17 protein-coding genes are annotated in these 20,255 nt (G+C 46.4%); 9 read left to right on the plus strand and 8 right to left on the minus strand.

The features are described 5' to 3' along the window. The 4 genes from C7B77_RS02130 to C7B77_RS02145 form a co-directional block, all read left to right on the plus strand. The coding region (locus tag C7B77_RS02130; RefSeq protein WP_146138149.1) for a polysaccharide biosynthesis tyrosine autokinase at positions 1-1,275 on the plus strand (1,275 nt) is incomplete at its 5' end. Between the two features lie 295 nt (positions 1,276-1,570). After that, entirely contained in the window at positions 1,571-1,798 is a 228-nt protein-coding gene (locus C7B77_RS02135) for a hypothetical protein (protein ID WP_106299863.1), read from the plus strand. A 199-nt stretch (positions 1,799-1,997) separates the two neighbouring features. Continuing rightward, a complete protein-coding gene (locus C7B77_RS02140; RefSeq protein WP_106299865.1) occupies positions 1,998-3,896 on the plus strand; it encodes a protein kinase domain-containing protein in 1,899 nt (632 codons plus the stop codon). Positions 3,897-3,999: 103 nt separating this feature from the next. Then, positions 4,000-5,580: a serine/threonine protein kinase gene (locus C7B77_RS02145; RefSeq protein ID WP_106299867.1), complete on the plus strand. Its 1,581-nt coding sequence runs from the start codon at positions 4,000-4,002 to the stop codon at positions 5,578-5,580. Between the two features lie 7 nt (positions 5,581-5,587). On the opposite strand, the gene C7B77_RS02150 is transcribed toward C7B77_RS02145, so the two are convergent. From C7B77_RS02150 to C7B77_RS02165, 5 genes are all read right to left on the minus strand, one after another. Then, the gene (locus tag C7B77_RS02150; protein ID WP_106299899.1) at positions 5,588-5,872 is read right to left on the minus strand and encodes a DUF1816 domain-containing protein; all 285 of its coding nucleotides are present in this window, start codon (positions 5,870-5,872) and stop codon (positions 5,588-5,590) included. A 110-nt stretch (positions 5,873-5,982) separates the two neighbouring features. Then, complete coding sequence (locus C7B77_RS02155) at positions 5,983-8,265, minus strand: hybrid sensor histidine kinase/response regulator (protein ID WP_106299869.1); 2,283 nt, start codon at positions 8,263-8,265, stop codon at positions 5,983-5,985. Between the two features lie 10 nt (positions 8,266-8,275). After that, positions 8,276-11,578, minus strand: coding sequence for a PAS domain S-box protein (locus tag C7B77_RS02160; RefSeq protein ID WP_181243676.1), 3,303 nt, complete (start codon positions 11,576-11,578; stop codon positions 8,276-8,278). A 2-nt stretch (positions 11,579-11,580) separates the two neighbouring features. Next, the gene (locus C7B77_RS29555; RefSeq protein ID WP_181243677.1) at positions 11,581-11,727 is read right to left on the minus strand and encodes a hypothetical protein; all 147 of its coding nucleotides are present in this window, start codon (positions 11,725-11,727) and stop codon (positions 11,581-11,583) included. Positions 11,728-11,817: 90 nt separating this feature from the next. Beyond that, complete coding sequence (locus tag C7B77_RS02165) at positions 11,818-13,851, minus strand: response regulator (RefSeq protein ID WP_106299873.1); 2,034 nt, start codon at positions 13,849-13,851, stop codon at positions 11,818-11,820. Between the two features lie 276 nt (positions 13,852-14,127). On the opposite strand from C7B77_RS02165, the gene C7B77_RS02170 reads away from it, so the two are divergent. Genes C7B77_RS02170 through C7B77_RS02180 form a run of 3 tightly spaced genes read left to right on the plus strand, consistent with a single transcriptional unit; the run spans position 14,128 to position 15,862 of the window. Further along, positions 14,128-14,310, plus strand: a complete 183-nt coding sequence (locus tag C7B77_RS02170; protein WP_106299875.1) for a hypothetical protein — start codon at positions 14,128-14,130, stop codon at positions 14,308-14,310. A 47-nt stretch (positions 14,311-14,357) separates the two neighbouring features. Then, positions 14,358-14,603, plus strand: a complete 246-nt coding sequence (locus C7B77_RS02175) for a hypothetical protein (RefSeq protein WP_181243678.1) — start codon at positions 14,358-14,360, stop codon at positions 14,601-14,603. Positions 14,604-14,656: 53 nt separating this feature from the next. Then, positions 14,657-15,862, plus strand: coding sequence for an acyltransferase family protein (locus C7B77_RS02180; protein WP_181243679.1), 1,206 nt, complete (start codon positions 14,657-14,659; stop codon positions 15,860-15,862). Positions 15,863-16,119: 257 nt separating this feature from the next. Here the strand turns inward: C7B77_RS02180 and C7B77_RS02185 are convergent, their stop codons facing one another. Next, positions 16,120-16,743: a TetR/AcrR family transcriptional regulator gene (locus C7B77_RS02185; protein ID WP_106299879.1), complete on the minus strand. Its 624-nt coding sequence runs from the start codon at positions 16,741-16,743 to the stop codon at positions 16,120-16,122. A 122-nt stretch (positions 16,744-16,865) separates the two neighbouring features. On the opposite strand from C7B77_RS02185, the gene C7B77_RS02190 reads away from it, so the two are divergent. Together C7B77_RS02190 and C7B77_RS02195 are read left to right on the plus strand one after the other, a co-directional pair. Continuing rightward, the gene (locus tag C7B77_RS02190) at positions 16,866-17,231 is read left to right on the plus strand and encodes a darcynin family protein (protein WP_106299881.1); all 366 of its coding nucleotides are present in this window, start codon (positions 16,866-16,868) and stop codon (positions 17,229-17,231) included. Between the two features lie 278 nt (positions 17,232-17,509). Beyond that, complete coding sequence (locus C7B77_RS02195) at positions 17,510-18,601, plus strand: DUF2235 domain-containing protein (protein ID WP_106299883.1); 1,092 nt, start codon at positions 17,510-17,512, stop codon at positions 18,599-18,601. 84 nt (positions 18,602-18,685) lie between these two features. Here C7B77_RS02195 and C7B77_RS02200 read toward each other — a convergent pair whose 3' ends face one another. Beyond that, complete coding sequence (locus tag C7B77_RS02200) at positions 18,686-19,354, minus strand: Uma2 family endonuclease (RefSeq protein WP_106299885.1); 669 nt, start codon at positions 19,352-19,354, stop codon at positions 18,686-18,688. Between the two features lie 217 nt (positions 19,355-19,571). Further along, positions 19,572-20,093: an isopentenyl transferase family protein gene (locus tag C7B77_RS02205; protein ID WP_106299901.1), complete on the minus strand. Its 522-nt coding sequence runs from the start codon at positions 20,091-20,093 to the stop codon at positions 19,572-19,574. Positions 20,094-20,255 lie beyond the last annotated feature (162 nt).

Raw genomic sequence — 20,255 nt, forward strand, 5'->3', positions numbered from 1 at the left:
GCTCAAACTGTCCCTAATGCCCGATCTCTGCCCTATCAAAATGAACTGCGCCAAGATCTAAGCAAACAGTTTATTGCGGCTAATACTCAAGTGCAGGTATTGTCAGCAAAACTGAAGGCTTTAGAAACAGCACGTCAATCATTAGCTACCCAAACAGGAAGATTGCCAGTCATCTCGCGTCAATATGAAAATCTGCAAAGAGAATTAAAAATTGCCACCGAACAATTGAGTAAGTTTAGGCAAAAACGGGAAGAGTTGACGATCAATGCAGCTCGTCAAGAGGTGCCGTGGGAGCTGACTGCTTTACCTGCAGTTAAGAAAGTCTCATCATCTAGTGTAGTTGGCGATCTGGCGTTGGGGGCGATCGCGGGCCTATTATTAGGGGTAGGTGCAGCCTTACTAGTCGAGACAAAGAACGATGTTATTTATTCACTCAAAGGTTTGCGTGAAGAACTCAATCTGCCAATTCTCGGGATGATTCCCAATCGTAGCAAAGAAACAGAACCGATCGATCCTGAAAGTGAATCCAAACAGATGGGGGATGGCAAATTCCTCGAAGAGAAAGGCGTTATTTCTTCCCTCCATAAAGGTAATCGCAGAAAAGATCGCTATCGCTTTTCGCCATTTATTGAGTCGTTTCGGGCACTAAATTCGCAACTGCGCCTGCTCAATCCCGATGCACCGATTCGATCGCTAGTGGTGAGTTCGGCAATACCCCATGAGGGGAAGACCACTGTAGCAATTCAACTTGCTCAAGCGGCGGCGGCAATGGGTCAGCGGGTATTATTAGTTAATGCCGATCTGCGCAAACCCAGTTTGCATAATATTGTAGACCGACACGATCGAGAGGTGCTCGACGGTCTGACTGATGTGATTGCTGGAGCGACGAAGTTAATGGATACAGTCCAACTTTTACCAGGAGAGCAAAATTTATATGTGCTCTTGGCAGGCTCTGTGGCTTTAGATCCTACCAGTATTTTAAGCTCCAAAAAAATGCAGGAGCTAATCCAAAACTGTGCGCATAATTTCGACCTAGTGATTTACGATACCGTCCCGCTAAGTTTTGCAGATTCACTATTATTAATCCCCCAAACTGATGGACTCTTGATGGTAACTAGGCTCGGTAAAGTCGATCGTACAGCCTTAAGAAACGCATTAAGAACCTTGGAGGTCTCTAAAGTTACGGTCTTGGGTACGGTTGTAAATATGGTTGATGAGCCGGGGATCGCGGCGAACTACGGGCAAAATTCCACAAAACGGAAAGTTCGATCGTAGGTAGCTACGATCGTTAAATGTTCCTCGATCCCAATTCCCAACTCCCTATTCCCCACCGCATACCTGGCTTTACGCCGTAGAGCGATAGATCCCGATCGATCTATCGCTCTAAATTACGTTGCGTCAATTAGCTGAGGTTGAAAGTATTTCCGCAGGGATAATATAGATTCAAAGCAAGCAAAAAATTGATTCTACATTCGACAGTCATCAGTGCGAATCGATTGACAGAAGGATTTTCAACATCTACTTACACACCAAATTTATTCACCCCTAAATTGTAAGGATCGATCGGATCGTGGTTAAAAAATTTCCTGACAGACAACAGCAACTAGCAATAGCTGGTGAGACGGACTATCTAGCAGCCGCAAGAGCTTTCATCAATTTATTTCCGGCTGAAGGTCAAGATTTTTTTCGATATAACTATCTTTATGGCACCAACAATCAACCACAATACTTAGCATATAGATGGTTGAAAGCAAAGCGTTTGAGTTCCACGATCGCGAGCTTTAAAGTCAATCCTTAAATTAATTGATAATTGATAATTGATAATTGATAATTGCAGATGCGCTCTTTGGATTTTCCCTCCAAAGCGCGCGTCAAGACAAGACAAGACAAGCAAACCCCTGTTCTTTGTTAACTAGGACGGAAGACCACAGGTAGCAGCGCAGGCTGTTTAGATAGAGAATAATGGCGATATTTGCTGGAGACATAGCAGCTAGAGAGTGTCAAATATAGCTGTAGATTTGGGTACTCTAAAACAGTTGAGTAATCCAGTCCTAGCGATCGTGAAACCAGCAATCGTCCATCCATCCCAAGTTATCGCTCGCAGTGGCACCAGCGAAGCGGCGTGTTACGACATTCTTGGCATTCTCGGGGAAGGTGGTAGTGGGATCGCGTACCGCGCACTCGCTACCCAAACTCAACAATTAGTCGCGCTCAAAGCTTTATCGCTACGTCAGAGCAATGATTGGAAAGCGATCGAATTATTCGAGCGGGAAGCTAAAGTACTCAGTACTCTAGATCGCGATGGCATTCCTAAATATCTCGATTATTTTACGATCGATCTAGAGGGCGAGTGCTACTTTTATATCGCTCAAGAATTAGCACCAGGCAAAACATTATTAGAATGGATGCGCTCTGGTTGGCGCGCCAGTGAAGCCGAAGTCCAAGATATTGCCATCCAAATTCTCGAAATCTTAATCTATCTTCACCGCCATCATCCGCCGATCGTGCATCGCGATCTCAAGCCGAGTAATATTCTGAGAACTGATGAAGGTAAAATATTTCTCGTCGATTTTGGTGCGATCCAACAAACATATCACGATACCTTTATGCGCGGTAGTACCGTTGTTGGGACGTATGGTTATATGGCTCCCGAACAGTTTCGCGGACAAGCCGTGCCAGCGACAGATTTATATGGGTTGGGTGCGACTATTTTACACTTACTCACTCATCGATCGCCAGCAGAAATTCCCCAAGATGGATTGCGCTTGAATTTTCGCGATCGCTTGCAAGTATCGAGCAGTTTTGCTGACTGGTTAGAGCGGATGCTAGAGCCAGATGTCGGCAGTCGGTTTAGTTCGTCAACTAAAGCTTTAGAAGTCCTAAAAACTCCCCCTAAAGCTACATTTAAACCGACTCTGAGTAAACTCGATCGCCTGGTAATCGGCTCGATCGGTTTGACAATTTTAGTCTTAATTTTTGGGGTATTCGAGCGGTATAAATATTACTTGTTGGGTATGGGTGGCTTGATTTCTAAAGAACCATTTCAAGCCATGCAAGAGCAGCCTAGTGTTTCTCGCATTCGATCGTACCTCGATCGCGGATTTAATGTTAATACTCAAGATGCTAACGGGCACACTCTTATCTACCATGCAATGAATAACGATCTGCCTGAAATTTTGCAGATGTTAATCGAACGAGGTGCCGATGTTAGTGATTTAGCAAATCTAAGCGATTTAGATAAAGAAGAATTAAAAAATCTTCGCGGTCGATATAGGGATGAGAATAAAAGGTTAGAGCGAACGGGGATTGGATACGCCGGACAATTGAGAGAAGAAAATAAGAGACAACTCCAAATAGCCGAACGCGCGCTGAGTCAGAAATATGTTAATCCTATTGCATATTATGCCGTTATTAAAAACAAGCCCACTATTTTGAAGCTAGTAAGCGAGCGAGGAATCGATCTCAGTCGCAGCAATATTGGGAATAATAACTTATCATTCCTTCATTTGGCAAGCATCGATCGGGACGGTAAAATAGTTAAGCTTTTACTCGATCTAGGTCTCGATCCTAATATTAAAGATCGTTTGGGCTGTACTCCATTACATGCCGCAGTTGTCCGAGAGATAGTTTCGCCGAGAACGATACCGACATCTGCACGATCGATTAATTATTTACTTGTCGCAGGAGCTAGTACTAAAGTCAATTGTAATTTTCTGCGATACACTTATCCTTTCGATCGCGAAGCTTTTGACGATATTTTTGATGAGTCAATTGTTTCTAGAATCAGAAGCTACAACGATATTTATGCAAGCAGAGTATCTCTGCATCAATTAACTTATGTAATGAAACGCTCCGATCTATATACTTTGTTAGCCGATCCAAAATTCGATAAATAAATTTTCAGAGTAAAATAAATTCAAGTACATACATAACACTATCGCCCTTAACATAGCGAGCGAAATTGCTAACAATATTCAATCAAGCTTAATCTGTCGAAAAATGTTTCAAATCGATAAAACTCTAAAAGATCGCTATCAAATTATCGATATCCTGGGACAGGGGGGAATTGCGACTACTTATGCGGCTACAGATCTTGAAACTGATGAGACTGTGGCAATCAAAGTTATGTCATTGCGCCGCGCTCAAGACTGGAAAGCGATCGAATTGTTCGAGCGGGAAGCTAAGATCTTGGCGCAATTAAATCATCCCTGTATTCCTAAATATCTAGATTACTTTCAGATCGATAGCGATCGCGATCGAGAATTTTACATCGTACAGTCTTTAGCACCAGGAACGCCATTATCGGTATTAATCGATCGAGGCTGGCAACCAGAAGTAGCCGAAGTCGAACAGATTGCCGCTCAAATATTAGCAATTTTAGCATATTTACATCATCTCAATCCGCCAGTCATTCATCGCGATCTCAAACCGCAGAACTTAATTAAGAGTCTGGATGGCAAAATCTCGCTCGTCGATTTTGGTGCGGTACAAGATACTTATCATCAAACGGTGACTGGTGGGAGTACGGTAGTCGGAACGTATGGTTATATGGCTCCCGAACAGTTTCGCGGACAAGCATTTTTAAGTACCGATTTATATGGATTGGGAACGACATTATTATTTTTATTAACGCGATCGGATCCTAGCAACTTACCCCAAAAACAACTCAAAATTAACTTTCGATCGACACTCAAATTACCGCCCAAATTTGCCGATTGGCTCGATCGAATGCTCGAACCTACAGTCGAGCAAAGATTTACAACTGCGGCGGAAGCTTTAGCTGTGTTGCAAGGAATGCAAAAACTCCCACCACCAGTAGCAAACAATCGTCCGCGCAAGCCAAAAGATAGTCCCATTCGACTGATTGCCGATGAAACTACCTTAACTATTAATATCCCAGCGGTAAAATTTCGGACTACTGGCAGTCAACAATTATGTTCGATCGCTGCTATCTCGAATTTCATCTTAGCGATCGCGATTTATTTAATTTTGACGGCATCTTTTTCGATCGAACCGTTGAGACTATCGGTATTTATCATTGTTAGCTGCGGATATACTGCGACCGCATTGTGGATGCTAGCCTATACTATCTATGGTAATTTTTCGCGAGTGCAACTGGAGATTGCTGGTAGTAAGTTACAACTCAAGCATTGGTGTTTGGGTAACTTAGTTTATAATTCAACCACCAACATTAAGAATATCCAGCTCCAGACAGATCGTCAAAAACTATCGATTTTACCATTCGATCGATCGCGAGTCCGGATCGGATTTGCCGATCGAGATAACATCTTTGCACCGCTAGTCAAAAGACTAGTGAAGTCGTTAGATGGTTTCAGATTTCTGCTACCACTAATTAAATTGCTAGAGCATTATCGTGTTATCGGTAAAATGGAGATTAATTTAGTCGATTGTGAGTACGCATTAGCATTACTTTTAACTCCAGCAGAAAATCAGTGGCTAGCGAGCGAACTGAGTATCTTTCTCGATCGAGCTTTGCGTCGCCAGCAGATCTATCGAGCAGCATTAGATCTCGCACCTGTCGATACTAAGCTGCCCAGTGACGATCGAGTTGTCCAATAGCAGTCGGCTAATGTCCGACCATTTTGAATTTGAGATTATCGATCCGATCGTGTTCGATCGTTAGGAGATCGGGCTGACAACATTTGTCGATCTTTGTTTGAATACCTTGGGCGAGTTCGCTGTGTAGATCTTCCAAATAGCCAGAGATTGCCGTTTCAGCTTCCCAGATTCGATCGAAGGGGCCAAAATAATAGGTACATTTGGGCTGTGCGGTAAAAATTTCGATCCACCAAGCAGGAGTGCAATAATTGAGGGTGTTAGATATCGGAGATGTCTGGTTGTCGCTGTCCATAAATAACGAGCCTCTCTCGATCGAGTAGTTGTCTGACAATGATACCGCCATTAGATGAAGAACTTGTGAAGAAAGATCGATCGACAGAGCGTAGAAAAGGTTGCGATCGATTAGGGTTGCCAGATGACTCTATGCACGGTATTTAAGAGATCTTCGGCAGTGAAAGGCTTCGATAAAAATGCTTTGACCTCGGGCATTTGCCGGAGACTATGACTGGGAACTAGACCACTACAGGCGATAATCTTCATTTGACGACCGACATTTAACTGTTGCAATGCCCGAATTGCCGTGGTGCCATCCATCAATGGCATCATCAGATCGAGCACTACTACTGCGATCCGGTCTCGATCGATCGCGTAGGCGGCGATCGCCTCAACACCGTTGCTAGCCGAGATCGTCTGGTAATTGTAGCTTTCGAGCGTTATTTTCAACATCTGGCGAATATTTGATTCATCATCTACGATCAAAATCAGTTCGCCCCGACCAGAAGGCAGTTCGGGAATGGCTACAGGTAGTGCGGTGGTGGTCGCAATGACTGGTAAAAACACTTGAAACTCAGTACCGCGTCCAATCTCACTGCTAACGGTCACAAATCCGCCATGATTTCTAATAATACCCATCGCAGTTGACAAACCCAGTCCAGTCCCCTCGCCTAATGGTTTGGTCGTAAAAAACGGCTCGAAAATCCGATCGATATGTGCTGGTGCAATGCCCGTGCCCGTATCGGCAAAAGTCACCACCACATAGGCACCGACTTTAGCATCGAGATTCATCTGGGCATAAGTCTCATCGATGAGGCGGTTTTCGGCACAGATCCGCAATTTGCCGCCGTTGGGCATGGCATCGCGGGCATTGACGCAAAAGTTTAAAAATACTTGATACAAATGGGTAGCATTGGCAGAAACCAGCCACAGATCCGCTTTGGGCAGTTGGAGATCGATCTCGATCGATTTGGGCAGGGTACTTTGGATCGTTTCGCCTAGTTCCATGAGCAACTCGCCAAGCTCCAAGGGTACCAGTTCGCCCTCTAAGCCGCGTGCAAAGGTGAGAATTTGCTTGACCATGTGCGCGCCGCGCTTGGAGCTATCCTCCAAAATTTTCAAGAGTCGCCGATCTTGCTCGCTTAAGTCGGGGAGTTTGAGCGGTAATAGTTGGGCGGCGGCGAGGATCGGTGTGAGGACGTTATTAAGGTCGTGAGCGATGCCACCTGCGAGGGTACCCAGACTCTCCAGTCGCTGGGTGCGGAGTAATTGGGTTTCGAGTTGCTTTTGGGCGGTAATATCTCGATCGATCGTCAGAATGGCATAGGGTTCGTCAGCTTCATTTCGTAACAATTTCCAGCGACTGCTGACCCAGATTTCGCCGCCATTTTTGGCAATTTTGTTGGCTTCGCCCTGCCACCGACCGCTCTCTAGCACTGCTTGTAGGGCAGTGGCCAGTTGGGGCGAAGGCTGCTGGCGAAAGAGCAAGCCTGCATCTGTCCCGAGGATTTCGGCGGCTGTCCAGCCGTAAATTTGGGCGGCACCTTGATTCCAAACCAAGATCCGGTTATCTAGGTCGCAGACGACGATCGCATCTGGTGAAATATCGATCAGTGCTGCTTGTTCGCGAATTTTGCGCTCGGCTTGTTTGAGATCGCTAAGATCCCGCGAGATCGTTAGCACGGACTCAACTGAGCCATCGATGGCAAATTCTGGCACGCATCGAGACTGAAAGTATCTCACTCCAGTAGGCGTCAGAAACTCAAATTCGGTCGATATTGGCAATCCGGTACTAAAGACCTGCCGCAGGATTTCTTCCCATCGCTCGACCCGATCTACTGCCATTCCCATCTCGCGGTTGCTCTTCCCCAGAAAATCCCCAACTGAGAAACCCGTGACCTCTACGACTGCCGAATTTACATATAGATGCCGCAATTGGCGATCGAACCTGGCGATGACATCGGGAGCATTTTCGGTTAGGGTTCTAAATTGACGCTCGCGTTGCTGTAGAGTCGCTTCGATCCGTTTGCGTTCGATCGCATACCGAATGGAGCGCACCAATAAATCGCTCCCGCTCGCTTGCCCCTTAACTAAATAGTCCTGTGCCCCAGCTTGCACGGCCTGTAGAGCCATGTTTTCATCGGTCATGCCAGTCAGTACCACGATCGGCGTCCGGGGCGCGCGCGCCTGAATCTGGAGCAATGTATCTAGCCCCCTACTATCTGGCAACACCAAATCCAACAGAATTACATCAAAATCTTCGCCAGCAAGGCGATCGATCGCCATTGTTAGCCGTTCCACAGGCACCCAGTCCAGCTCGATCGAGGTCAGATCGGCTAGGGTTTCCTGGAGCAGTAGCACATCGCCAGGATTATCTTCAACCAACAGAATTTTGATGGGATGATAAATCATGGCATTCCATCTAGGCAGGGGGTAAGATGACGGTGGAAAACCAGAAATTCTCGATCGAGCGGACGACTTGCACGAATCGCTCGAAACTAGCAGGCTTGGTGATATATCCGCTAGCATACCGATCGTAGGCTTGGAGGATATCTTCTTCGGCTTGGGAGGTTGTCAGTACCAATACCGGAATGCGCTTGAGCGATCGATCGGTTTTAATTGCAGCGAGGACTTCGTGACCGCTTTTTTTGGGCAGGTTGAGATCGAGCAAAATTAGGTCTGGATAAGGTGCCGCAGTCGCATCCTGTTTCAGATCTTGCAAAAATTCTAGAGCCGCCGCTCCATCGCCAACCACGATCAAATCGATCGACAACGCGCTCTCTTCCAAAGCCAGTCTTGTTAATTCGACATCACCAAGGTTGTCTTCGACCAACAAGACTTGAATGGTACGATCGATCGTGGGCGAACTTAGCATGGGTAACCTACAAGAGGGAAAAAGAGTAAAGTAAAAAGTCGAACCGCACGCGGACGGGGCCTCGACCCAGAGTTTGCCGCCATGACGTTCGACGATTTTTTTGCACACTGCCAAACCGATACCCGTGCCGGGATACTCGGTTTTACCGTGCAACCTTTGAAATATGATAAAAATTCGCTCTAAATACCGATCGTCCATGCCAATCCCGTTGTCTCGCACGGAAAACAACCACTTACCATCGATATATTCGGCACCGATCTGAATTAGGGGCGGCTCCTGAGTGCGAAATTTGATCGCATTACTGACCAGATTCTGAAATAACTGGGTGAGTTGGGAAGGATCGCCATATACTTGCGGTAGCTCGGCATAGGTAACGACCGCCCGATTTTGGGCGATCGTCACCTGAAGGTCGTTCGACACCTGCGCGAGAATGCGATCGCAATCTACAGCTTCAAAGTCTCGCACCTGTCGTCCCACGCGCGAATAGTTTAACAGATCGTTAATCAGTGTCTGCATCCGAGTGGCACCATCCACAGCATAGGCAATAAAAGTATCGGCTTTGGCATCGAGTTGGCCTTTGTAACGACGTTCGAGCAACTCCAAATAACTGGCGATCATCCGCAGCGGTTCTTGGAGATCGTGAGAAGCAACATAGGCAAACTGTTGTAGATCGTCATTAGAACGCGCCAAATCTTGCTTCTGGTTGTAGAGTATCATTTGTGACTGTTGTCGCTCTAACTCTGCCGCCGCTCGTGCTGCAAAAATATTCAAGATTTCTGTCATCAGTTGAGTTTCCGAAAACGGCTGGCAACTGAGTACAGACATCAATCCCAAAGCTTGTCCGGCAGAGTCCCGTAATAGGATTCCCATATAGCTTTGTGCGTCTAGCTCTTTGAGCAAAACATCATCAGGAAATTGCTGCTGCACGCGATCGGGACACACATAAAATTCTAGATCGACGAGATGCTCGCACGGTGTAGCTGACAACTCATATTCACAATTCTCCATCACCCGATCGTTGCCATACCCAGCAATCGTTCTGACGCGGTTTTGTTCTGGTTGGACAAACTCGCCAATAAAAGCATATTCCACCCGCAACGCCTTGGTAATATATTCAACTAATGCCTCAAAGAAGGCGTCGCCAGTTTTGGCCGAAACACCCAGCGCAATATTCCGCATAATGTCTTCTTTGTGCTTGCGATCGGTAATATCTCGTCCTTCCGGAATCAGCATTACCACTTGCCCTGCGGCATCGAAGACTGGCTTGAGCGAAAAATCTACAATGGCTGGCGTCCCATCAGCCCAGAAATGTTCGGATTCAAACTGCACTAATTCGCCATTTGCCGCTCGGACGATCGCTTGTTTTAAACGCTCCTGCAACTGGGGGGAATGAGTCCACCACGGCGTCTCCCAGAAAGGTTTGCCGATGACATCCGCTCGCTCGATGGCGATTCCCTCTAAGGCAGTCCGATTTGCCTCCATGACGATGCCATCTGGGGTCAGCACCGCGATGAATTGTAACAGGCTATCGAAAATCGCCCGAAATTTTTGTTCGCTGCGGATCAGATCTGCTTCGGCTTGCTTGGCGGCGGTGATATCTTTCATGAAGCAATAGTGTCCGGTCAATTGCTGTTGACTGTCGTAAGCCGTCACCATCACCAATTGCTTGTAAAAGACCGAGCCATCTTTGCGCAGACCCCTCGCTGCCACTTCCACTTTGCCCCGATCGAGCATCTGTCCGTATGCCAGCTCGACAATCTGGAGATCGTCAGGATGCACCGTGCGCTGCCAATCCATACCCACGATCGCTTCTGGCGAGTAGCCGATCGTCGTGGCATAAGCTTGATTTGCCCACACATAGTAACCTTGCGGGTTTAAGAAGGCAATGCCTTCCATCGCATGACTCAAGGCAGCATTAAACCGTTGGAGATCTTCTTCTGCCCGTTTGCGTTTGGTAATATCGCGCGTAAAACACCGCGTCCGCACGAATTCACCATTACGCCAAGATGAATTGGAGTCAATTAGGACGTGTCGGCGCGAGCCATCTTTGCAGATTAAATCCGCCTCGTATTCGCGCACCGCTCGATCGTGCAAGAGACGATCGAGAATATCGTCAATTACAGCGCGATCGGCATGAAACTCAATAATCGAATGTCCGATATATTCTTCGCTGGTATATCCGAGTAAATCTAACTCGGCCTGATTTGCCCAAATAATGGTGCCATCAGCCGCCACCCAGTGCAAACAGACGACAGCATTTTCGATAAAGTCGCTGAGATCTTGGTGACTCGGAACTAAACATATTTCGCCTCCATCGCTCTGGCTCGGTTGGCGATCTGGCTCTGGTGCTAATGTCGGCATCGCTGCTGCCAGTATTGGCGACTCAAAATACTGGCATAAATCGTCCTCTGTGACCATCCCTACCAATAGCCCCGATCGATCGACGATCGGCAGATAGTGAATGCGATGCTGACGCATTAAAGACAACGCAGTTAAGGCATCTACGCTCGTAGCTCGCTCTAGGGTTATGACTGGGGCTGTCATCACTGCAACGATCTTCGTTGCTGCTAAATCCGTGCCAGCAACGACGAGTCTGACGACATCCGATCGTGTCAAAATCCCGATCGGTCGAGCTGCCCGTACTACCAAGACATAATCATAGTTATGGCGATCGCTTATGAGCTGGGCAGACGAGTTGAGATCGCGATCGCCCTCCCAGTGCTCCATCAAGGTAATCGTCGCGATCGCTGTAGTCTCTGGCGAGACGATCGGGGGCGTGTAATCTATAACTCTATCTAGAGTAGGAAGTTTGCTCGCTTTATCGATAAATAGCATGACTCCTGCCCTCATCCTCATTGCAAAACTGAGATTAGTTCGGCATCGTGCGCTTGGCGATCGAAGTCGATCGCTCTAATTTTGACGCGGATGCGAACTGCTAAATCTATCGATCGGGGTAAATATTTTAAGTTAACCTCATTATACGCGACAGTCCATGACACAAGGCACAGGTTGTAGTTTTGTTACCTGTTGGGGATAGTGAATAGTGAATAGTGAATAGTGAATAGTGAATAGTGGTGCAAGATGTGAGATTACAAACCAGCCAACAGTAATTGGCGTAATATGTCTACTTGCTCTAGGATTTGGTGGTGGCGATCTGTATGGAGCGGATGAAATCGCGCCGAGGTCTCCGCCTGACGGCACGTCTCGCTCTGCTCGCCTACGGCGTGCGTTTCACCAAGCAGCGGATGTTCTGATTGGAGTGCATCTTCGATCGTCATCAAGGCTGCTTGAATTTTGTCCCGAGTGGCTCGCTGGAGTCGATCGGCTGCTACTTGTTGTTGCCAGCGATCGGATTTCAATTGTTGCACCTGCTGACGCTCCAGCAAATTGGTAATCCGGGCGATAATTTCTGGCCCGATGACGGGCTTGGTGACAAAATCATTCGCGCCGATCGCAAATACTTGTTGAATTAATGTCGGTTCGGTGTGAGCGGTCAGAAAAATAATCGGTAAATTCGACCACTCGGATCGCTCGCGGATCGATCGACAGACATCTAAACCGCTAACGAGCGGCATTTCGACATCTAAAATCAATAGATCTGGCTTGGCAGTAGGCAACACCTCCCATAATTTTTGGGAGTCAGCTAAGGTCGTGACTCGATAACCCCACGGGACTAATAAAGCGCGTAAAATTGCCAAAATCTTCAGATCGTCATCGACTGCCAAGATGTGAGTCTGACTGGATTCGGCCTCAGCCATGGATCGCTCGATCGATTCCATTAGATCGACGCGATCGTGCGGATCGACTGTCCGAAGAGTTCCCAACTGCTCGATCGCCGGATCCAAGCTAGCGGCAGATGCCAGAGCAATAACCGGAATTAGCGGAACTTGTTTGTTGACTTCGACTAATAACCGTAAAACTTCCTCCGTCCGGTCGATTGTCTCTGCGGTCAACACGATGCTGCGAATGCGATATTGCTGAAGTTGCGAACGAGCTGCGGCGATCGTCGGCACGGTTTGCACGCTCCAGTCTCGCGCCTGAGCTAAAGATTGGATCTGCTCGATCGAGCAGTCTGCGGCTGAGACTAACAGCATATCGATCGTCAACTCCGACTCGAAACCTTGGAGATCGGTACCCGCCGCTGGTTTGTTTAACTCTTCTCGCAGAGCCGTCACGATCGAGTATAGCAATCGTCCGCGATCGGCACTCCACTCCTGTGGCTCCCCTAGCAACTTTTCAATTTGGCGAGCCAATTCCGAACTTAGCGAAAAGCCAAATGTACCGAGCGAGCCAGTCAGCGAGTGGGCGATATTCTTGCCAAGCTCTTGCCAATCGGGCCGAACCTCTCGATCTAACACTTTCTGGGCTAGTTGCTCTAAGATGGCAACTTGCTCGGATACTTGTCCCTTGAATTTTTCCCAAGCTTCAGTCAGTAGAGCCGTCCCTGGTGCATCGATGGGCTTGAGTCGATAACCAATGCCATAAACCGTTTCGATAAAATCGGCTGCGGCACCAGCGGCTTTGAGTTTGTGGCGCAATCCTTTAATATGGGTGCGGATGGTGTCTTCACTAGGACTGTCTTCCGACCACAGGCGATCGAGAATGGCGTTACAGCTAAATACCCGCTTACTATTGCGCAAAAAGAGTTCTACTAGGGCATATTCTTTAGGCGTTAAGGGGACTAATCGTTCGTCAAAGGTGACCGTAGTACTTACCGGATCGAGTTGTAAACTGCCCCAGCTCAAGATCGGGACTGTAGAAGCGCGTGCGCGGCGCAATAGTGCCCTAATTCTGGCGAGTAATTCATTGCGATCGAACGGTTTGCCCAAATAATCATCAGCCCCAGCATCTAAGCCCCTGGTGCGATCTGCTGGTGAATCTAGCGCAGTCAGCAGTAAAATTGGGACGCTACTGCCTCGGGCGCGAATCTCGCGACAGACACTCACGCCATCTTTTTTGGGTAAGGTTACATCCAGCAAGATCGCATCATATTCGTAAGCATCGCTCAGATCGAGACCGACTTGGCCGTCGCTGGCCAAATCGATGGTGTATTTGTGAGCCTCTAAAATAGTCTCGATGAGGAAAGCAATGGCCGGATCGTCCTCAACCACTAGAATTCTCATAAACTTATCTCCCGAATACTATTTATCGATCGTGACATACATACGCCAGTATTGAAAGAGTATTCTGTTTCAGCTATTTAAATTCGATCGGTGCCGATTTGCCGTCAGATTTGGCTTGGAAATTTCTCGATCGAGCCGCTCTGCTTCACAACTTCCTCATCTTTGTTTGTTTTAATAGTGGGTGAAGTCAAGGTTGAGATCGAGAATTTTAAAACGGTATGACATCTGGCTGCTCGGTTTGCGATCGATTCAGAATAACTAACTTGAGTAAACTATATGAAAACTCATCCATGTCCAGTGCCAACGTGTAAAAATTGCCGTTTTTTTCAACCAGAAGGTCATTATCAAGGTAACTGCCAGCGACTCCAGGCTAGTGTCAGAAGCGAGTGGGTAGCCTGCAACCTCGCACTCTCGGCCTTCGGTGCTGCGGCTACCCAACCCACGCTCGTTGCCGCCTGAGATTTTCACATCTACTCTGATGCGGTTGGGCAGATTAGCGGCAATAATTGCCGGAATACTCCGAGGCATTAACTCATTTTTACCCACCAATCTATCCAGTGGCGCGCGCAGAAATTCCCACGCTGGGTACCGATTTGTTGGGTACTTTCGACAATAGTCGGATTCATCGGCTATTTCAGCCCAGGTTTAAACCTCTTATTTGTCATATCTGGCGTAATTTTTGGGATTGGTTTTGCTGGAGCTGGTTTCAAGATCCGATCGGCAACAGATCTGGTTCGATCGATTGGCGATAAATCTCGCCTAGATCTTAACAACTAAAACCCCCACATTCGATCTAGGAGCTTTTTTGAAAATAAACCAGAACGATCTGCTTAACTTTCCAATAAATAGATCTGGAAGACGTTATGACTTCGATTGGCTCAAGGTTGTGGCAACATTTACTGTGTTTATTTTCCACTGTCTGCGATTTTTCGATTTCGGAGCTTGGCATGTCAAAAATAACCAACTCGATCCAATCTCCACTACTGTTGCAGGGCTGTTGCTACAATGGATTATGCCGCTATTCTTCCTATTATCTGGCACTAGTATCTATTTTGCACTCAAGTCCCGCACGGCAGGGCAATTCCTCCACGAACGCTCGCTCCGACTACTGATTCCGTTGCTATTTGGGATCTTCATCTTATCGCCACCACAGGTTTATCTAGAACGATTGAGCAATCCAGATCTTGGTATTGCCCCATGGACTGGCGGACAGTTTTCAGGTTCATTTTTGGAGTTCATCCCTCACTATTTTCAAGGATGGTATCTATTTGGGGGGAACTTTGCATGGATGGGCATTCATCTGTGGTATCTGCTAGTTTTGTGGCTATTTTCGCTGTTATTGCTACCTCTATTTTTGGCAATTAAGCAAGGTAAAGGACAAAAGTTGAGTGGTAAATTGGCGATCGTTTTGGAAAAACCAATGGTTATCTTCCTGTTGGGTTTATCCATTGCGATCTTAGAAAGTGGACTCGATCCAGCGACGTTTGGCGTGCGGGCAGCAGGTGGCTGGAATTTTTTTACATACTTAACATTGATATTGTTAGGCTACATAATTGTTGCAGATCGGCATCTCGAGGCGGGAATCGATCGATATTTTATCTTTACCTTGACAATGGCCGTATTGACAACTCCGCTCTTATTGGCACATTTTCGCGATCTATTCACTGGGAGTGGAGCGGCTTATGGTTCATTAAACTATACTTTAGTAAACGCTTTACGGGCTTTCAATGCTTGGTGCTGGCTCCTAGCATTTCTCAGTCTGGGCAGAAAATTTCTCGACTTCAACCATCGATCGCTACAATATTTGAGTGAAGCATCTTTACCATTCTATTTACTGCATCAACCAATAATTTTATTAGTTGGGTTCTCGATCTCAGGTTGGCAAATAGGAGTATTTCCGAAGTTTATAGTATTGAGTTTAGTCTCTTTTACTGCGATCGGTCTATGCTATGAGTTAATTGTCCGACGAATTAATTTGTTGCGTTTTTGCTTCGGATTAAAATTGACATAAAAAGTTGGCTCTTCATCACCTGGTATGCTAATCTCAGCTTTTTGACCCGAAATCCTTACTGCTAAGCCAAAAATGGCTGAAAAATCTAACAATAATAGATTTTAGGCTCAATCCCTTGTTAGCTATCAATCTGGGCGGAAATCAGCATACTAAGTAATGAAGAGCCAAAAAGTTTTAGTATAATTATTCGTAACCCACTGCCCGATCGGTGGGTAGATGGGATAACAAACAAAAATGAAAATCTCGGTTATGCAGCTTCAATTTGTCCTTTTCAGATAAAAAAGTAGCAGGTCGGAAACCTCTCGCTCAAACTGACTGTTAGTTATAAAGTCTGGATGTTCTAAAACGGCTGAGTGACATAAAGATTCAACTGTACGCCCCAAAATAAAAACTGTCATTTCTAGATTGCGGGGATGAATATCGTCATTCCATCGTTCGAGATAAGCCCGCAACAATCCTGCAATTCTTTTTTCTGCTTGCTGCATCTGTTGTAATCGTTCAGATTGGGGAATTTCCTCATTTAGTACTTGATGTAATCGGGGATTTATAGCATGAGCGGCGATCGCCGCTTTGATGAGTTCGGGGATTACCATCTCTATTGGCCGATCGAATAAATGACTTAGTTTAGATTCCACTATTTCGGCAATTTCATTAGAGTGTTGTTCCATCAGAGCTGCCACGATCGATTCTTTGTTCGGGAAGTACTGGTACAACGAGCCAATACCGATCCCTGCTCGTTCTGCAATGTGGTTTGTGCTGGCTTTGTCATACCCTTCTTCAGTCAAAATACGAGTAGTTGCTTCTAGGATGGCTTCAACGGTTATCCGAGAACGTTCTTGTTTTGGTAGTTTGCGAGGAGAGATCGAACGTTTACGCGGCATAAAAACTACCTCGCTCGAATGCGAGTTGGCAAATACGGTGAACGAACTATATTATATGAGTAATTGCTCGTATTTGAGTAAATTACTACGAATGCATCCAGTATCCTGGATTAGGAGAATGTATGACGACAATATCCAAAGATCTAAAACACACCTTTTTCATGTTGGTGAAAACAACAGCAATCTGGCTTCAGATTTCACCACAGGAAAGATTTGCATTCCTTGAGAAAACGATTTCGCCAATCCTCAAAAAACATCCATCCGTTCGGATGCGATTTTTTGATTCTGAAGCCTTTTCGGGTCGTTTTACTGATGTGTTGATGTGGGAGACAGCAGAAATTCAGGAATATCAGTTTCTTGTCGAGCAACTCCGAGAAACACTTTTCTGGGGGACATATTTTGAAATTGTTGAGATTGTTCCAGCCATTGAGAATGCCTATGCAAACTACTATAAAGTTGACCCCCTACCTATCTCACAGTCTAGTTGACAATGCAGCATCACAAGTCGTTGGATTTGAATATGAAGTTTTGTTGCTTCGTTTAGATCTTGTTTGCTACCGTTCAAATCGATCGTTATGCTGCTTGGTTCGATCGAAGGTAATGCAATGTACTCGATACTCAATTAATGCTTAACCGTCATCGCCGAGCTGCCACCCCTACGCACAGTCTCGGCGGTTGCTGTTATACAATCATTGGGATCTTGTCCTGAGATAAGATTGAGTGGCATCCGATCGCCAAGTATTATTGATGGTATAAGGTCGAACTTATGAAACGCCTAATCGTTTGTTGTGATGGAACTTGGCAGAAGTTAACTAGCGAATATCCGACAAATGTCGTCAAAATTACCCAAGCGATAAAGACAGTGGGTGATGATGGCATCGCTCAAATCGTTTACTACAACGAAGGTGTCGGGACTGATGGCTGGATCGATAAATTCGGTGGTGGAGCCTTCGGTTGGGGACTCGATGATGCGATCCAAGCTGCATATCGATTTTTGTGTTTAAATTACGATCCTGGCGATCGCATTTACTTGTTTGGGTTTAGTCGCGGCTCTTATACCGTAAGGAGTCTGGCTGGTTTGATCTATAACGTAGGACTGCTCGAACGACAGCATATTCGCAAAACGCCGATGGCATATGCTTTTTATCGGGATCGCGACCCCGATACGCGCCCTAGTAGTCCCGCCGCCAAAGAGTTGCGCGAGCGATTTAGTCAAGAAGTCGCTCTGCATTTCTTGGGTTGTTGGGATACTGTCGGTTCTTTGGGCGTTCCCAACCAAATTCCGATTATCCCGATCGCTAATTGGCTCAATCGCAAATATCAATTTCACGATACCCAAATCAATCGTCGCATTCAGTGTGCGCGTCATGCCGTAGCGATCGACGAACGGCGGAAAGTATTTTATGTGACACCCATGCACAAAAGTGTCGGTGCCGATGCCCAAGATCTCCAGCAGGTATGGTTTCCAGGCAACCATGGTTGTGTCGGTGGCGGCACTAAGGCATATCGTCAACTTTCAGATGCAGCACTCAAATGGATGATGGATGAAGCGGTGCAACAAGGATTGAGTTTGCAACTCGATCCGATCGAAAATGGACTAGAGATCGATCCGACGATTCCTTTTGCCAATCCAGCCGCGATTTATGCCCTACTCGGCGTCAGAGTGCGCCAACTCAATGACGATCGGACATACGCTCATCCTGCCCCCAATTTAGATCCGGCAAACTTGCCTTATGTGTATGCCACATTCGATCGATTGCATGAAAGTACCAAACAGCGTTGGTGTGCGATCGATACCTATCGTCCCGAAGGACTGAAAGTATTTGCCACCAGACTGAATGACTCGTGTCGATCGTAGTTACATTTCTCGATCGATCTCAATCGATGCGAGAAATTGGGAAACTCGATCTACTGATGATATTTGCGGATATTCAGGGGTTAACTAATCGGGATCGATGCCTAGAGCGCGTAATTTAGCCGCCAACCGTTCGGCACGTTGGCGTTCCTGTTCGATTTGTTCATCAGGAGTGGGATAACGCCGATTATTTTCGTCGTACCAATACAACCATTCCCGCGTCAATCGGTCAAAGCTGGCGCGTTCGCTACCAATACCGAGGCCAATTTCGGGCATCCAAATGGGATTGCCATCTTGTAACTCGTATTTGCCTTGAATGAGCTTATAGATCTCTAGTGTGGGTTTGCGGCGACGTTTGGGGTTGTAGATGACGTAGTAAAGTACGCCCATGCGCGTGTATTCATCAAGTTTGGTGGTGTATTCTCCACCTGGTTTGGATGAGACTACTTCTAAGACTAAAATGGGCGGGATTTCTTCTTCCCAGAGTAGGTAGCTCAGGCGTAACTGCTCGTCATAGTGTCGCTCGACATTCAGACACAAGAAGCCATCGGGGACGATTGCGGGTCGTTCTGGGTCGGTATAGATGCCCATATCGATCCCAAAAAACCAATCCATCCGCTCGTCCCAGAGGATTCTTAAAATTGACTTAAGCAAGCTGGGGATGATTTCTTGAAGTTCGTTATCCACGGGAGTATCGTCAGAGCAGGGCAGTTCGTCGGCAGTCGGTAGGTATCTAGGTAACTCGTACTGATACATAGCAAAGGTTAGGGTCAGCGAAGGGCTTGCGCTTATTTTAGCACATATGAACTTATTGCAGATACACTTTAATACATTGAAATACTTTTAGACAACATTTACAGAAAGATCGATTGCATGAGAGTACCAAACAGCGTTGGTGTGCGATCGATACCTATTGTCAGAACTGAGAGTATTTGCTGCCAGACTGGATGACTCATGCCGATCGTAGTTATACTTACCGATCGATCGCCATCGATGCGAGAAATTGGGAAACTCGATCGAGCGAGGTGAGATGATAAACAGTTTTGGTATCTTTAACTCGCTCGATATACTCGCGATATTTGGGGGTCATAAATTGATGACACAACCACAATGTCCGATAACTAGTCAGCGAACTTTTTAGCAGCGGAGTATTTTCCGGCCAGCCTGCTGGCGGCTGAAATTTACCGATCGCGAGGCGTTTGGTGACCAACCAAAAATGTACGTAGATTGGTAGATCTATATACACCAATGTATCTGCTCGATCGAGTCGAGGCCAAAGGGTTGCTAGATCGCCAAAACCCTCGATAATCCAGCGATCTTTATCCAGAATTTGTTGATGCATCTGTAAATATTCGGCGTCTGGAACCTTTGCACCTCCAGATTTATATTGAATTTTGTCTAAAATATATAGTGGTAAACCAGTTAGTTCTGCTAGATTTTTACTAAGGGTTGATTTACCGCCGCCAGTATTGCCAAACACTGCTACTTTTTTCATGGCTCCTCTATCGATCGGAACATAGATTCTTAAAGGTGAATCGATCGAAAGCTGAAATCTCGCGATCGCTATTTTGCTTCCGATTATATCTACTACAACTCTAATAGCCATAATATCTGACATTCGATCGAGAGTTTTTGTCTGTTTTGAGACGATCTCTTC

Origin of the sequence: Chamaesiphon polymorphus CCALA 037 (assembly GCF_003003845.1) — a bacterium.
Classification (GTDB): domain Bacteria; phylum Cyanobacteriota; class Cyanobacteriia; order Cyanobacteriales; family Chamaesiphonaceae; genus Chamaesiphon; species Chamaesiphon polymorphus.